Raw genomic sequence first — 13,809 nt, 5'->3', positions numbered from 1 at the left:
GTGGTCGGTAACGTGATTCAAACTCTAACCCGCTGTGAATTTCACGGTTCGCGGCACGAAAGTTCTCTCCGTCAATGGAATCTTTTGCTCAACTATTTGAAGAATCCCTGGCTCGCCAGGAAATGCGTCAAGGCGAAGTCATCACTGCAGAAGTGGTGCTCATCGATCACAATTTCGTTGTGGTCAATGCCGGCCTGAAATCGGAATCCTATGTTCCGCTCGAAGAATTCCTGAATGATCAGGGCGAGCTTGAAGTCAAGGTGGGTGATTTTGTTCAAGTCGCCATCGAGATGCTGGAAGACGGCTACGGCGCAACGCGCCTGTCGCGCGATCGCGCCAAGCGCATCGCCGCCTGGAACTTCCTGGAACAAGCCCTGAACGACAATTCCCTGGTCACCGGTACGATTACCGGCAAGGTCAAGGGCGGCCTCACCGTCATGTCCAACGGCGTCCGTGCATTCCTGCCGGGTTCCCTGGTCGACATGCGTCCGGTCAAGGACACCACCCCGTACGAAGGCAAGACCCTCGAATTCAAGGTTATCAAGCTTGATCGCAAGCGCAACAACGTGGTGATGTCGCGTCGTGCAGTGCTCGAAGCCACCGCTGACAAAGATCGCGAAAAGCTCCTCGAGAACCTCAAGGAAGGTACTACCGTCAAGGGTATCGTCAAGAACATCACCGATTACGGCGCATTCGTCGACCTCGGCGGTATCGATGGTCTGCTGCACATCACCGACCTGGCCTGGCGTCGTGTCCGTCACCCGAGCGAAGTACTCAATGTCGGTGACGAAGTGACCGCCAAGATCCTCAAGTTTGACGCCGAGAAGAACCGCGTCTCGCTGGGCATGAAGCAACTGGGCGACGATCCGTGGGTTGGTATTGCCCGCCGGTACCCGGCCGGTACCCGCCTGTTCGGCAAGGTCACCAACCTGACCGACTACGGTTCATTTGTCGAGATCGAACAAGGCATCGAAGGTCTGGTGCACGTCTCCGAAATGGACTGGACCAACAAGAACGTTCATCCGTCCAAGGTTGTTTCCCTGGGTGATGAAGTCGAAGTCATGATTCTGGAAATCGACGAAGAGCGTCGTCGTATCTCCCTGGGCATGAAGCAGTGCCAGCCGAATCCGTGGGACGACTTCGCGATGAACCACAAGAAGGGCGACAAGGTCCGTGGCGCCATCAAGTCGATCACCGATTTCGGTATCTTCATTGGCCTGCCTGGTGGCATCGATGGTCTGGTTCATCTGTCCGACTTGTCCTGGAGCGCGACTGGCGAAGAAGCCATCCGCAACTTCAAGAAGGGCGACGAAGTTGAAGCTCTGGTTCTCGGCATTGATGTCGAAAAAGAACGCATCTCCCTCGGCATCAAGCAGATGGAAGGCGATCCCTACACCAACTTCATCGCCACCCACGAGAAGAACAGCATCGTCAATTGCACCGTCAAGTCGGTTGACGCTCGTGGCGCCGTGCTCACGCTGGATGGTGAGAACGAAGGTTATCTGCGTGCTTCCGAGTTCTCGCGTGATCGTATCGACGACCTGTCGCAGCACCTGAAGGTGGGCGATACGGTTGAAGCGATGATCATCAACGTCGATCGCAAGACCCGTGGTATCAACCTGTCGATCAAGGCCAAGGACAACGCCGAACAGCACGAAGCGATGCAGAAACTTTCTGCTGAATCTTCTGCCGCTGCTTCCGGTACGACCAACCTGGGTGCCCTGTTGAAGGCCAAGCTCAACCAGCAAGGCTGATAAGGCAAAAGCATGACCAAATCCGAGCTCATCGCCCGGCTGGCGGAGCGCTTTCCGCAGTTGGTGGCGAAGGATGCTGATTTTGCGGTCAAGATGATTCTCGATGCGATGTCCGAAGCACTTGTGCGAGGGGATCGTATCGAGATCCGCGGATTCGGCAGCTTTGCGCTCAACTATCGGCCGCCGCGTACTGGTCGTAACCCCAAGTCGGGTGAAAAGGTCTGCGTTCCTGCCAAATGGGTCCCCCATTTCAAGGCGGGCAAGGAATTGCGTGAACGGGTCGATCAGTCGATCTGATATCGTGCAGGCGCAATGTGGTAGATTCAGGGCAGTGAGTGATTTCACTGCCCTTTTTTATTGAATGTCATGACAGCATTGACCTGGGCCATCCGGCTCATCATCTTTTCCTTTCTGGTCGTTTTTGCCGTCCAGAATACCGATCCGGTAAACCTTCATTTCCTGCTCGGTCAGGTTTGGCAGGCACCGTTGGTTATCGTTCTGCTTGCCTTTCTTTCGGGTGGTGCGGTTCTTGGCGTGCTTTCGGTGGTCGGTGTCATTTATCGTCAACGCCGGGAAATAGCTCGTCTTAAGCGGGCAACCGATAAAGTACCGCCGGTTGTCTTGCCCGAGCAGCCTCCGGCAGCATGAGCGATCTCTTCGAATACTGGCAGTTGCTGCTGATCCCCGTTTTTTTCGGGCTGGGTTGGGCGGCCGCCCGCGTGGACATGCGTCAGGTCGTGCATGAATCGAGTTCCCTGCCGCGCTCCTATTTTCAAGGTTTGAATTTCCTGCTCAACGAACAACCCGACAAGGCTATCGACTCGTTTCTCGAAGTGGCCAAGGTTGATTCGCAGACGGTTGAGCTGCATTTCGCGCTCGGTAACCTTTTTCGCCGGCGGGGTGAGACCGAGCGGGCGATCCGCATGCACCAGAATCTGATCGACCGGGCCGACCTCGACGACGCCGTTCGTCTGCATGCGCTGGCCGAACTCGGTCAGGATTATCTCAAGGCCGGCCTGCTCGACCGGGCTGAAGAGATTTTCAACAAGCTGATCGATACCACTTTTGAGGCCGATGCCAAGCGCAACCTGCTGGAAATTTATCAGGTCGAGAAGGAGTGGCTGAAGGCGATCGGATTGGCCCGTGAGTTGCCGGATGTCGCGTCGCAACAGGAAGTGGCCGAGTTTTACTGCGAACTGGCCGCTACCGAGATCATGCGCTCGAAGCCGGATTCGGCACGGGCTTACCTTGAGTCAGCCATGCAGCAGAACCGCAAATGCGTGCGGGCGAGCCTGCTGCAGGGCGATTTGCTGGCGCAGGAAGGCCGGCCGGAGGCCGCCATTGAAGCCTGGCAGCGGATCGAACAGCAGGATCCGGCCTACTTGGCGCTGGTTGCCCAGCGCCTGCTCGAGACCTATCGCAAGCAGGAGCGTCGCGATGAGGGTATCGCCTTGCTCAGCGGCTATCTTGAGCGTTATCCGTCGCTCGATTTGCTCGATGTTGTTTATCAACTGGTGCTTGAAGGCGAGGGCACCGAGGCGGCTTACCGTCTGGTGCGAGCCGAGTTGCAGCGCAACCCGACCCTGCTCGGTCTGGAAAAGCTGATGAGCGCCCGCTTGCCGCTGGTGGCACCGGAAGTTCGGCCCGATGTCGAGATTGCGAAGACCATCATCCAGGGCTATACCAAGCGCCTGTCGCGTTATCGATGCGATAATTGCGGCTTCAAGGCGCGCCAGTTCTATTGGCGCTGTCCGGCCTGTGGCGGCTGGGAAACCTACCCGCCTCGCCGTAGTGAAGAATTCGATCAAACCTTGTAGGAAGCATTCATGAAAATCACCGTTGTCGGCACCGGCTATGTCGGTCTGGTTAGTGGTACCTGTCTGGCTGAAGTGGGTAATGACGTTCTCTGTCTGGACGTCGATCCCGAGAAAATCCGTATTCTTGAAGAAGGCGGCATTCCAATTTTCGAACCGGGTTTGCAGGAAATGGTCCTCCGCAACGTGGCTGCCGGCCGTCTGCACTTCACCACCAATGTCGAGAAGGCCGTCCAGCACGGCACCATCCAGTTCATTGCCGTCGGCACACCACCGGATGAGGACGGCTCAGCCGACCTCCAGTACGTGCTCGGCGCTGCCCGCAACATCGGTCGCCTGATGACCGATTACAAGGTTATCGTCGACAAGAGCACGGTGCCGGTCGGTACCGGCGCCAAGGTCAAAGCCGCCATCGCTGATGAACTGAAGAAGCGTGCGGTCGACATCCCCTATAGCGTCGTTTCCAACCCGGAGTTCCTGAAAGAGGGGGCTGCCGTTGAAGACTTCATGCGCCCGGACCGGATTGTCGTTGGCGCTGAGGAGGAGCAGGCCATCCATCTGATGCGCGCCCTCTACGCACCGTTCCAGCGCAACCACGAACGCCTGATCATCACCGACGTGAAGAGTGCTGAACTGACCAAGTACGCTGCCAACGCGATGCTGGCGACGCGCATCAGCTTCATGAACGAGCTGGCCAATCTGGCCGAGGTGCTTGGTGCTGACATCGAAATGGTTCGCCAGGGCATCGGCTCCGATCCGCGAATCGGCTACCACTTTCTCTATCCCGGTTGTGGCTACGGCGGTTCCTGCTTCCCGAAGGACGTCAAGGCCTTGATCAAGACCGCGGAAGACGACGCCAACATTACTCTGAAGGTGCTGACCGCGGTCGAAGAAGCTAACGATGCCCAGAAACACCTGCTGACCAAGAAGCTCAAGTCGCGTTTCGGCGATCTCAAAGGCAAGCATTTTGCGCTCTGGGGCCTGTCCTTCAAGCCGAATACCGACGATATGCGCGAAGCGCCAAGCCGTGAGCTGATCGCCGACCTCTTTGCTGCCGGCGCCACGGTTACCGCCTACGATCCGGTAGCGATGCACGAAACCCAGCGCATCTACGGTGACGAAGCTCGCCTCAATTATGCCGAGAACCCGATGGGGGCGCTTGATAAGGCCGATGCCCTGGTCATCGTTACCGAGTGGAAGGAATTCCGCAGCCCCGATTTCGAGGCGATCAAGCAGACATTGAAAAATCCGGTCATTTTCGACGGGCGCAATCTCTATGATCCAAAGTTCGTGCGCGGGCTGGGTATCGAATATTTCGCCATCGGGCGCTAAGCGAAAACGACATGCTGGAAAAAATAGCGCAGGTTCGCCTGCTCGTGGTTGGCGATGTGATGCTCGACCGTTACTGGTTTGGCGAGGTCAGCCGGATTTCGCCGGAGGCGCCGGTGCCGGTGGTCAAGGTTGAACGAATCGAGGAGCGTTTGGGCGGGGCCGCCAACGTGGCGCGTAATGCGGCAGCAGTCGGGGCCAAAACGGCGCTGCTTTCGGTGGTCGGTGATGATGAGGCGGGGCGCAGTCTGTCCCGCTTGCTCGTCGACGGCGAAATCGATGCCGGATTGCATGTCGACCGGGCCATCGATACTACGGTCAAGCTCCGTGTCATCGGCCGGCAACAGCAATTGCTGCGCATCGACTTCGAAACGGCACCTTCGCACGAAATCCTCCAGGCCAAGCTGGCCGAGTTTGAAAAGCGCGTCGTCGAGGCGGACGTGGTGATTCTGTCCGATTACGGCAAGGGGGGGCTGACCCATATCGCCGAAATGATCCGGCTGGCCCGGGCCGCCGGCAAGCCGGTGCTGGTCGACCCGAAAGGCGACGATTACGCCAAATATGCCGGGGCGACGGTGATTACGCCGAACCGCTCGGAACTCCGCGAAGTGGTTGGCCGCTGGTCCTCGGAGGCCGATCTCTTTGCCAAAGCCCAGAAACTTCGCGCCGAACTCGGACTCGAAGCGCTGCTGGTGACGCGCAGTGAAGAGGGGATGACCCTGTTTTCCGAAGGTGAGACGCATCATCAGGCAGCCCTGGCGCGGGAAGTATTTGACGTCTCGGGCGCCGGTGACACGGTCATTGCCACGCTGGCCGTGATGCTGGCGGCAGGGGCCAACTGGGACGAGGCCATTCGCGCGGCCAATATCGCCGCCGGCATCGTCGTCGGCAAGCTGGGGACCGCCGTCGTTACCCGCGAAGAACTCGCAGCAGCCCTGTAAGGAAAAAGCATGTACACAGTTGTTACCGGCGCCGCCGGCTTTATTGGTTCCAACATCGTCAAGGCGCTCAACGAGCGCGGCGTGACCAAGATCATTGCGGTCGACAACCTGACCAAGGCCGACAAGTTCAGAAATCTGATTGACTGCGAAATCGCCGATTATCTCGACAAGCACGATTTCATCGAGCGCATCCAGGCCGGCCATTTCGACGGCGAAATCGAGGCGATTTTCCATGAAGGGGCTTGCTCCGACACCATGGAAACCGACGGTCGCTACATGATGGAGAACAACTACCGTTACTCGATGATCCTGCTCGACTGGTGTCAGGATCAGGATGTCCAATTTTTGTATGCGTCCAGTGCCGCCACCTACGGCAGCAGCAGCGTGTTCAAGGAAGAGCGCCAATACGAAGGGCCGCTCAACGTCTACGGCTACTCCAAATTTCTCTTCGATCAGGTTGTCCGCCAGCGCTTAGCGCAGCACCCGTCGTCCCAGATCGTCGGTTTTCGCTACTTCAATGTCTATGGTCCGCGCGAGACGCACAAGGGGCGGATGGCGTCGGTTGCTTTCCATAACTTCAACCAGTTCCGCGCAGACGGCAAGGTCAAGTTGTTCGAGGGTTCGCACGGCTATCCGGATGGCGGTCAGCAGCGCGATTTCGTCTTTGTCGGCGATGTCGCCAAGGTCAATCTGTACTTCCTCGATCACCCGGAGAAATCCGGCATTTTCAATCTCGGTTCAGGCCGGGCGCAGAGTTTCAATGATGTCGCGGTTGCTGCAGCCAACGGCTGTCGCAAGGCAAAAAACGAGGCGCCGCTGACGTTGGAAGAACTGCGGGCACAGGGCTTGCTCGAATACATCGCCTTCCCCGAGGCGCTGAAGGGCAAGTACCAGGCATTCACGCAGGGCGATCTGAGCCGCTTGCGCGCTGCCGGTTACGATGCGCCGATGGCCACGGTTGAGGAGGGCGTCTCCCAATATATCGAGTGGCTCCATAAAAATGTATAAAACCCTGCAGGATTTTGTCGGAAACACCCCGCTGGTCCGTCTGGTGCGTATCCCCGGTGCTGACAACGACAAGCGTGGCAATGTCATTCTCGCCAAGCTGGAAGGCAACAACCCGGCCGGTTCGGTCAAGGATCGCCCGGCCTTGTCGATGATCGTCCATGCCGAAGCACGCGGCGAGATCAAGCCGGGCGATACGCTGATCGAGGCGACCTCCGGCAATACCGGCATCGCGTTGGCCATGGCGGCGGCGATGAAGGGCTACAAGATGATCCTGGTCATGCCGGAAAACCAGAGCGTCGAGCGTCGACAGACCATGCGGGCCTTTGGCGCCGAACTGGTATTGACGCCGAAGGATGGCGGGATGGAACTGGCGCGCGATGTCGCTGACCGGATGCGCGACGAAGGCCGGGGCATCATCCTCGACCAGTTTGCCAACCCGGACAATCCGCTGGCGCATTTCGAAGGTACCGGTCCGGAGATCTGGCGCGATACGGCTGGGAAAATCACCCATTTTGTCTCTAGTATGGGTACCACCGGCACTCTCATGGGTACTGCGGCCTTCCTCAAGGCCCAGAATCCGGCGATCGAGATTGTCGGTTGCCAGCCGGAGGAGGGTAGTCAGATTCCCGGGATCCGCAAATGGCCGGAAGCCTATCTGCCGAAAATTTACGACAAGACCAATGTCGATCGCATCGAATACGTCAGCCAGTCCGATGCCGAGGCAATGACCCGGCGCCTGGCAATGGAAGAAGGCATCTTTGCCGGCATTTCATCGGGCGGCGCCCTGGCCGTTGCCCTGCGGCTGTCGCAGACGCTGGAAAATGCCGTAATCGTCAGCATCGTTTGCGATCGCGGTGATCGTTACCTGTCTACGGGCGTTTTCCCGGCATGAAGCCGGTCCTGGTCTTCGACATCGAAACCATTCCCGATGTCAGCGGCCTGCGCCGTTTGAACGACCTGCCCGGTGAGCTTTCCGACGACGAAGTCGCCGAACTCGCTTTCCAGCAACGCCGTGCCAAAACCGGCAACGATTTCCTGCAACTGCATTTGCAGCGGGTGGTGACCATCTCCTGTGTGCTGCGCACCAGCGAGGGTCTGAAGGTCTGGTCGCTGTCAGAACCGGATCTCAATGAGGGCGCGATCATCCAGCGGTTTTTTGATGGCATCGAGAAATTTACGCCGCAGATCGTTTCCTGGAACGGCAGTGGCTTCGATCTGCCGGTGCTCCATTACCGCGGCATGCTGCATGGCGTCAGCGCCCCTCGCTACTGGGATCTGGGCGATGGCGACTACGCCGATTCCCGCGATTTCAAATGGAATAACTACATCAGCCGCTACCATACCCGGCACCTCGACCTGATGGACCTGCTGGCCCTCTACAACGCCCGCGCCAACGCGCCGCTCGACGATCTGGCGAAGCTCTACGGATTCCCCGGCAAGCTCGGCATGGACGGCGGCAAGGTGTGGGAGGCCTGGCAAGCCGGCAAGAGCGCCGAGATTCGCGACTACTGCGAAACCGATGTGATCAATACCTATCTCGTCTATAACCGTTTCCGTCGCTTGCGTGGCGAACTGACGGCGGAAGAGGAAATCGCCGAGGGCGAATTCGTCAAGGCGCAACTGGCCAAAATCGGCGCGCCGCACTGGCAGGAGTTCCTCGCTGCCTGGCAATGAGAAAGCCGCGTGCAGCGCTATAATCGCAAGTTCTCAAACCTTACCGCAGAGATAAAAATGGCTCTTAATAACGTATCTTCAGGCAAGTCACTTCCCGACGACTTCAATGTGATCATCGAGATCACGGCCCATTCCGATCCGGTCAAGTATGAAGTTGACAAGGAATCCGGCGCGATTTTCGTTGATCGCTTCATGGGTACTGCCATGCACTATCCGTGCAACTACGGTTACATCAACAACACCATTGCCGGTGACGGCGACCCGGTCGATGTGTTGGTCGTCTGTCCGTTCGGCCTGCCGCCGGGTGTGGTAGTTCGCTGCCGTCCGCTCGGCATGCTGGCGATGGAGGACGAAGGCGGCCAGGACGCCAAGTTGCTCGCCGTGCCGGTTCGCAAGATCAGCCAGACGTACAACGACGTCAATACCTTCGAAGACATTCCGCAGATCCTGCGCGACCAGATCGAACACTTTTTCTCGCACTACAAGGATCTCGAAAAGGGCAAGTGGGTCAAGGTAGTCGGCTGGCAGGGCATCGAAGCCGCCCACAAGGAAATCCTGGAAGGCGTTGCCCGTTACCAGGCCGAAGCCAAGTAAGACCCGGTCAGATGCTGCGTATCGCCGTTGCCCAGTTCAACGCCACTGTCGGTGACCTGACCGGCAACGTCGAACGTATCATTGAATGCGCCGCGCAAGCCAAGGCGCGCGGTGCCAAGGTATTGCTGACGCCGGAACTGGCGCTGTGTGGGTACCCACCGGAAGACCTGCTGCTCCGCCCGGATTTTTATCGGGCGTGCAGTCGGGCATTGGACGATCTGGCGAGCCGGGTGCAAGGCATCGCCCTCATCGTCGGCTACCCGGAAGAGGATCAGGGGTATCGCTACAATGCCGCGGCCGTCATTGAAAATGGTCAAAAAAAGGCCGTTTACCGCAAGATCCGTCTGCCCAACTACGAAGTTTTCGACGAAAAGCGCTATTTCGCCGCCGGCAGCGAAGCCTGTGTCGTTACCCTTGGCAGCGTGCGTTGTGGCATCAATATCTGCGCCGATATCTGGGAAAGCGGCGCGGCCGAACTGGCTCATGCCAACGGTGCCGAACTGCTGCTGGTTCTCAATGCTTCACCTTGCCATCTGGAAAAGCACCAGCAGCGTCTTGAGGTGCTCGGGGAGCGGGTAGCGGCCACCGGCATTCCGGCCATTTATTGCAATCTGGTCGGTGGTCAGGACGAACTGGTATTCGACGGTGCATCCTTCGCCCTTGATGCCAGCGGGGCTTGCCGGATGCGCCTGGCGCAGTTCGAGGAGGCGCTGGGTATCGTCGACTACGATGCCGGTCATTTGCATTCGGATGACTTGGCGGCAGAGCTTTCGCTCGAGGCCGAAGCCTATCGTGCACTGGTCGTCGGGGTACGCGACTACATCGGCAAGAGCGGCTTTCCGGGGGCAATCATCGGGCTGTCCGGCGGTATCGATTCGGCCCTGACGCTATGTGTTGCGGTGGATGCATTGGGGGCGGAAAAGGTCCGCGCCGTAATGATGCCTTCGCCATACACGGCGCAGATGAGCCTGGACGATTCGCGGGAAATGATTCGTCGGCTCGGTGTGCGTTATGACGAAATCGCCATTGCCCCGGCCATGCACACCTACCAGTCGATGCTTGCTCCACTGTTTGCCGGTCTGCCGGCCGACACTACCGAAGAAAACATTCAGGCGCGCATCCGCGGCAATATCCTGATGGCGCTCTCCAACAAGACCGGGGCACTGGTTCTGACAACCGGCAACAAGTCGGAAATGGCGGTTGGCTACTGCACGCTGTACGGCGACATGGCCGGCGGCTTTGCGGTCATCAAGGATGTCTACAAGACGCTGGTCTATCAGCTATCGCGCTATCGCAATACCTTGTCGCCGGTGATCCCGGAGAACATCATCGTCCGGCCGCCTTCCGCTGAATTGAAGCCGGACCAGACCGATCAGGATTCGCTACCCCCGTACGAGATTCTTGATGCTATCGTTCGGGCCTACATGGAAGAGGATCGCAGTCCGCGTGAAATCATCGCGGCCGGGCTGCCGGAAGACGCCGTAAGGCGCGTTGTTCGTTTGCTGCGGATTGCCGAGTACAAGCGGCGGCAATCACCGGTTGGTATCCGCATCACGCCGCGTGGTTTTGGCAAGGATTGGCGGTATCCTATTACCAACCGTTATCAAGACGAATTTTGAGCAACCGAATCAGCTAAAGGATACGCAGAGCATGAAAAAAATCGAAGCCATCATCAAACCCTTCAAGCTCGACGAAGTGCGCGAGGCACTGTCGGAAATCGGTATATCCGGTCTGACCGTCACTGAAGTCAAGGGCTTCGGCCGCCAGAAAGGGCACACTGAGCTCTATCGCGGTGCTGAGTACGTGGTCGACTTTCTGCCCAAGATCAAAATCGAAATCGTCGTCAATGGCGAGCATGTCGATGCCGCCATCGAAGCGATCATCAAGGCTGCGCGGACCGGCAAGATCGGCGACGGCAAGATTTTCGTGATGCCGGTCGAGCAGGTCGTCCGTATTCGTACCGGCGAGACCAACGAAGCGGCTGTCTGAACATTGGGAGCAGGTCCGTGGATACTTCGAACGATATCAATGTTTCGGAACTGCGGACCCAGCTAATGGCCCTGCTGGGGGCTGAGCAGAAATACTATCCAACTCAGATCGAGCAGCAATTCCCGCGCATCCTGGGGCAAATCGTTGCGCTGTGGGGCAAGTCCGCACTCGATGTCTACCTGAACGAGCTGATGTTGCCAGCCAGGTCCGGGCGACAGGGTTTTCCGGCAGCCATCGCCATGGAAATCTTTCATCTGTTCAACCTGCATTCGGCCCTTAATTTGTCCGAGAAACATTCCGGTACCGGTTGGTCCGGAGTTGAAGACCCAGAGCGTTTCAAGAAGGCCCTGGCGCGCGGCGACTAGGCTTTGCGGTGTGCCAGGGCCTAGCGGTGCTGGGCTTTCTGGGCCCGCAGCAGGACGATCAACGCACCTTCGCCGCCGTCGTGCGGCCTGGCCTGGCAGTAGGCCAGGACTTCTTCCCTTTGGGCCAGCCAACCGCGTACCAGCTGGCGCAGGACGGAGGTTCTTTGCGGTGAGCTCAGTCCCTTGCCGTGGATCACCCGAACGCAGCGCTTGCCGTAATGCAGACTCTCGACCATGAATTCGGCCAGCAGTTGCCTGGCTTCTTCGCGATTCAGGCCGTGCAGGTCGATTTCATCCTGAATCACCCAGCGGCCGCGGCGCAAATCACGCAGCACGGTGCTGGCCAGTCCGTTTCGTGTGTAGTTCGGCTCGTCGCCACCCTCCAGCCGGTCCTGCAGGCTGATCGCGCCATACAGGCTCTCGTGCAGTGCGGCGTGCTCATCGGCAATATGTTGCAGCGGGCGGGGTGGTGGCATTGGCCCGCCCAGGTGGACGCGGTCGGTCTTCGGCAGTGGCTTGGTATCGGCCACTGCCGCCCGAAAGGCTGCAAGATCGTCCGGATCGATCAAGCCGGAGACTCAGGCGAGCTGGTCCAGATAGCGCTCGGCATCGAGCGCTGCCATGCAGCCGGTACCAGCTGAAGTGCAGGCCTGGCGGTAGATGTGGTCCTGCACGTCGCCGGCCGCGAAGACCCCGGGGATGCTGGTTTGCGTTGCATTGCCGTGGCGCCCGGTCTGCGTCACCAGATAACCGCCCTCCATTTCGAGCTGGCCGGCGAAAATGTCGGTGTTCGGCTTGTGGCCGATGGCGATGAAGACGCCGAAGACATCAACATCCTGTGTCGCGCCGGTTTGCACATTCTTGACGCGCAGGCCGGTGACGCCGGAATCGTCGCCGAGAACTTCGTCAAGCGAGCTGTTGTAGAGAATGGTGATCTTGCCGGCCTTCTCTTTTTCGAATAGCTTGTCCTGCATGATTTTTTCGGCGCGAAATTTTTCGCGGCGATGAATCAGCGTGACGTGGCTGGCGATGTTGGCCAGGTAGAGGGCTTCCTCGACCGCGGTATTGCCGCCACCGACTACCGCGACCGGCTTGTTGCGATAGAAGAAGCCGTCACAGGTGGCGCAGGCGGACACTCCCTTGCCGGCGAATTTCTCTTCGGAAGGCAGCCCCAGGTACTGGGCCGAGGCGCCGGTGGCGATGATCAGCGCATCGCAGGTGTAGGTGCCGCTGTCGCCGACCAGCGTGAAGGGGCGATCGGTTAGCTGGGTGGTGTGGATGTGGTCGAAGAGGATTTCGGTCTCGAAGCGACGGGCATGCGCTTCGAAGCGGGCCATCAGTTCCGGACCCTGAACGCCGTCGGCATCGGCCGGCCAGTTGTCAACTTCGGTAGTGGTCATCAATTGACCGCCCTGGGCGAGGCCGGTGATCAGCAGCGGCTTGAGGTTGGCGCGGGCGGCATAGACGGCGGCGGTATAGCCGGCCGGGCCGGAACCGAGGATGATGAGACGATTGTGGCGGGCGGGCTGGGACATGACGATCCTCTTTCGTGGTTAAGCGGAAAATTATAGCCTTCTCTGAGCCTCGGATTTTTCCCGAGTTCCCGTGCTGATTGGGAAAGCAGTTTATAATCGATACGTAACCCCATGAACGGAAACTGATTTATGTCTGCTGCTAATTTCGGCTTGAGCCTGGTTGTATTGCGCAACGTGCCGCTGTTTTCCGGGCTGGATGAATCCGAACTGGAAAAACTTTCCCGGGTTTCCGTCCGCAAACGTGTCGAGCGCGGCGCATTTGTCGTGCGCGCGGCGGAAAGTACCGATTCGTTGTATTCCGTGCTCACCGGGCGGGCCAAAGTGACCAATACCGATGAAGAAGGGCGCGAGATCATCCTGGCCTGGCTCGGGCCGGGCGAGTTCTTCGGTGAAATGGGTCTGATCGACGGCAGCCCGCGTTCGGCCAATGTCGTCGCCAGTGAACCTTGCGAATTGATGGTGCTCAGCAAGGAAGCGTTCCAGCGCTGCCTGCAGGACAACTTTCAGGTGGCACAGAAGCTGATGCAGATTCTCGTCCGCCGTTTACGCGAAGCCGACCGCAAGATCGAGAGTCTGGCGCTGCTCGATGTCTATGGCCGCGTCGCTCGTTTGCTGCTCGATCTCTCGGTAGAGGAAGAGGGGCGGCGTATCGTCAAGAAAAAGATTTCAAAGCAGGATATGGCCAGAATGATTGGTGCATCGCGCGAAATGGTCAGCAAGGTCATGCGCGATCTGGAGTTGAGCGGCTACATCGCGACCGAGAACGATCTGGTGGTCATTCTGGGTGCATGACGATGGGCGCAAGA

Annotated in this window: 16 protein-coding genes; 14 read left to right on the top strand and 2 right to left on the bottom strand. The window is 58.6% G+C overall.

What is annotated here, in order from left to right; genetic code table 11:
- Window positions 1–74 precede the first annotated feature (74 nt).
- The 13 genes from rpsA (at window position 75) to KI611_RS14875 (ending at window position 11,468) form a co-directional block, all read left to right on the top strand.
- The gene (gene rpsA / locus KI611_RS14935; RefSeq protein WP_226416444.1) at window positions 75–1,754 is read left to right on the top strand and encodes a 30S ribosomal protein S1; all 1,680 of its coding nucleotides are present in this window, start codon (window positions 75–77) and stop codon (window positions 1,752–1,754) included.
- Between the two features lie 12 nt (window positions 1,755–1,766).
- Window positions 1,767–2,051 (top strand): integration host factor subunit beta, encoded by a 285-nt coding sequence (locus tag KI611_RS14930; protein ID WP_226416443.1) that lies wholly within the window; start codon window positions 1,767–1,769, stop codon window positions 2,049–2,051.
- Between the two features lie 69 nt (window positions 2,052–2,120).
- Window positions 2,121–2,402 (top strand): lipopolysaccharide assembly LapA domain-containing protein, encoded by a 282-nt coding sequence (locus KI611_RS14925; protein WP_226416442.1) that lies wholly within the window; start codon window positions 2,121–2,123, stop codon window positions 2,400–2,402.
- Entirely contained in the window at window positions 2,399–3,571 is a 1,173-nt protein-coding gene (gene lapB / locus KI611_RS14920) for a lipopolysaccharide assembly protein LapB (protein WP_226416441.1), read from the top strand. The genes KI611_RS14925 and lapB overlap by 4 nt, the downstream gene beginning before the upstream one ends.
- 9 nt (window positions 3,572–3,580) lie before the next feature.
- Entirely contained in the window at window positions 3,581–4,900 is a 1,320-nt protein-coding gene (locus KI611_RS14915) for a UDP-glucose dehydrogenase family protein (protein ID WP_226416440.1), read from the top strand.
- A gap of 11 nt (window positions 4,901–4,911) precedes the next feature.
- Window positions 4,912–5,838: a D-glycero-beta-D-manno-heptose-7-phosphate kinase gene (gene rfaE1, locus KI611_RS14910; RefSeq protein WP_226416439.1), complete on the top strand. Its 927-nt coding sequence runs from the start codon at window positions 4,912–4,914 to the stop codon at window positions 5,836–5,838.
- A 9-nt stretch (window positions 5,839–5,847) separates the two neighbouring features.
- On the top strand, window positions 5,848–6,846 hold the full coding sequence (gene rfaD / locus KI611_RS14905) for an ADP-glyceromanno-heptose 6-epimerase (protein WP_226416438.1): 999 nt from the start codon (window positions 5,848–5,850) through the stop codon (window positions 6,844–6,846).
- The gene (gene cysM, locus KI611_RS14900) at window positions 6,839–7,738 is read left to right on the top strand and encodes a cysteine synthase CysM (protein ID WP_226416437.1); all 900 of its coding nucleotides are present in this window, start codon (window positions 6,839–6,841) and stop codon (window positions 7,736–7,738) included. Before rfaD ends, cysM begins: the two co-directional genes overlap by 8 nt.
- A complete protein-coding gene (locus KI611_RS14895; protein ID WP_226416436.1) occupies window positions 7,735–8,520 on the top strand; it encodes a 3'-5' exonuclease in 786 nt (261 codons plus the stop codon). Before cysM ends, KI611_RS14895 begins: the two co-directional genes overlap by 4 nt.
- A 57-nt stretch (window positions 8,521–8,577) precedes the next feature.
- On the top strand, window positions 8,578–9,114 hold the full coding sequence (gene ppa, locus KI611_RS14890; protein ID WP_226416435.1) for an inorganic diphosphatase: 537 nt from the start codon (window positions 8,578–8,580) through the stop codon (window positions 9,112–9,114).
- 11 nt (window positions 9,115–9,125) lie between these two features.
- Window positions 9,126–10,733, top strand: a complete 1,608-nt coding sequence (locus KI611_RS14885) for an NAD+ synthase (RefSeq protein WP_226416434.1) — start codon at window positions 9,126–9,128, stop codon at window positions 10,731–10,733.
- Between the two features lie 31 nt (window positions 10,734–10,764).
- Window positions 10,765–11,103: a P-II family nitrogen regulator gene (locus tag KI611_RS14880; protein WP_226416433.1), complete on the top strand. Its 339-nt coding sequence runs from the start codon at window positions 10,765–10,767 to the stop codon at window positions 11,101–11,103.
- Window positions 11,104–11,120: 17 nt separating this feature from the next.
- Window positions 11,121–11,468 carry a hypothetical protein gene (locus KI611_RS14875; protein ID WP_226416432.1) on the top strand — a complete coding sequence of 116 codons (348 nt, stop codon included), beginning with the start codon at window positions 11,121–11,123 and terminating at the stop codon, window positions 11,466–11,468.
- 20 nt (window positions 11,469–11,488) lie between these two features.
- Here the strand turns inward: KI611_RS14875 and KI611_RS14870 are convergent, their stop codons facing one another.
- Together KI611_RS14870 and trxB are read right to left on the bottom strand one after the other, a co-directional pair.
- On the bottom strand, window positions 11,489–12,037 hold the full coding sequence (locus KI611_RS14870) for a Smr/MutS family protein (RefSeq protein ID WP_226416431.1): 549 nt from the start codon (window positions 12,035–12,037) through the stop codon (window positions 11,489–11,491).
- A gap of 9 nt (window positions 12,038–12,046) precedes the next feature.
- Complete coding sequence (trxB, locus tag KI611_RS14865) at window positions 12,047–13,003, bottom strand: thioredoxin-disulfide reductase (RefSeq protein WP_226416430.1); 957 nt, start codon at window positions 13,001–13,003, stop codon at window positions 12,047–12,049.
- A 129-nt stretch (window positions 13,004–13,132) separates the two neighbouring features.
- Here trxB and KI611_RS14860 point away from each other — a divergent pair, with 129 nt between their 5' ends.
- Window positions 13,133–13,795, top strand: a complete 663-nt coding sequence (locus KI611_RS14860) for a Crp/Fnr family transcriptional regulator (protein ID WP_226416429.1) — start codon at window positions 13,133–13,135, stop codon at window positions 13,793–13,795.
- Window positions 13,796–13,809 lie beyond the last annotated feature (14 nt).

The sequence above is a fragment of the Dechloromonas denitrificans genome (assembly GCF_020510685.1).
In the GTDB taxonomy this organism is placed as follows: Bacteria; Pseudomonadota; Gammaproteobacteria; order Burkholderiales; family Rhodocyclaceae; genus Azonexus; species Azonexus denitrificans_A.
The sequence above is the reverse complement of the archived record's forward strand: the minus strand, read 5'-3'. Positions and strand labels throughout refer to the sequence as shown.

Bases quoted from the DNA above. Each gene is read 5' to 3' on its own strand.
- rpsA (WP_226416444.1), top strand. From the start codon at position 75: ATGGAATCTTTTGCTCAACTATTTGAAGAATCCCTGGCTCGCCAGGAA.
- KI611_RS14930 (WP_226416443.1), top strand. From the start codon at position 1,767: ATGACCAAATCCGAGCTCATCGCCCGGCTGGCGGAGCGCTTTCCGCAG.
- KI611_RS14925 (WP_226416442.1), top strand. From the start codon at position 2,121: ATGACAGCATTGACCTGGGCCATCCGGCTCATCATCTTTTCCTTTCTG.
- lapB (WP_226416441.1), top strand. From the start codon at position 2,399: ATGAGCGATCTCTTCGAATACTGGCAGTTGCTGCTGATCCCCGTTTTT.
- KI611_RS14915 (WP_226416440.1), top strand. From the start codon at position 3,581: ATGAAAATCACCGTTGTCGGCACCGGCTATGTCGGTCTGGTTAGTGGT.
- rfaE1 (WP_226416439.1), top strand. From the start codon at position 4,912: ATGCTGGAAAAAATAGCGCAGGTTCGCCTGCTCGTGGTTGGCGATGTG.
- rfaD (WP_226416438.1), top strand. From the start codon at position 5,848: ATGTACACAGTTGTTACCGGCGCCGCCGGCTTTATTGGTTCCAACATC.
- cysM (WP_226416437.1), top strand. From the start codon at position 6,839: ATGTATAAAACCCTGCAGGATTTTGTCGGAAACACCCCGCTGGTCCGT.
- KI611_RS14895 (WP_226416436.1), top strand. From the start codon at position 7,735: ATGAAGCCGGTCCTGGTCTTCGACATCGAAACCATTCCCGATGTCAGC.
- ppa (WP_226416435.1), top strand. From the start codon at position 8,578: ATGGCTCTTAATAACGTATCTTCAGGCAAGTCACTTCCCGACGACTTC.
- KI611_RS14885 (WP_226416434.1), top strand. From the start codon at position 9,126: ATGCTGCGTATCGCCGTTGCCCAGTTCAACGCCACTGTCGGTGACCTG.
- KI611_RS14880 (WP_226416433.1), top strand. From the start codon at position 10,765: ATGAAAAAAATCGAAGCCATCATCAAACCCTTCAAGCTCGACGAAGTG.
- trxB (WP_226416430.1), bottom strand. From the start codon at position 13,003: ATGTCCCAGCCCGCCCGCCACAATCGTCTCATCATCCTCGGTTCCGGC.
- KI611_RS14860 (WP_226416429.1), top strand. From the start codon at position 13,133: ATGTCTGCTGCTAATTTCGGCTTGAGCCTGGTTGTATTGCGCAACGTG.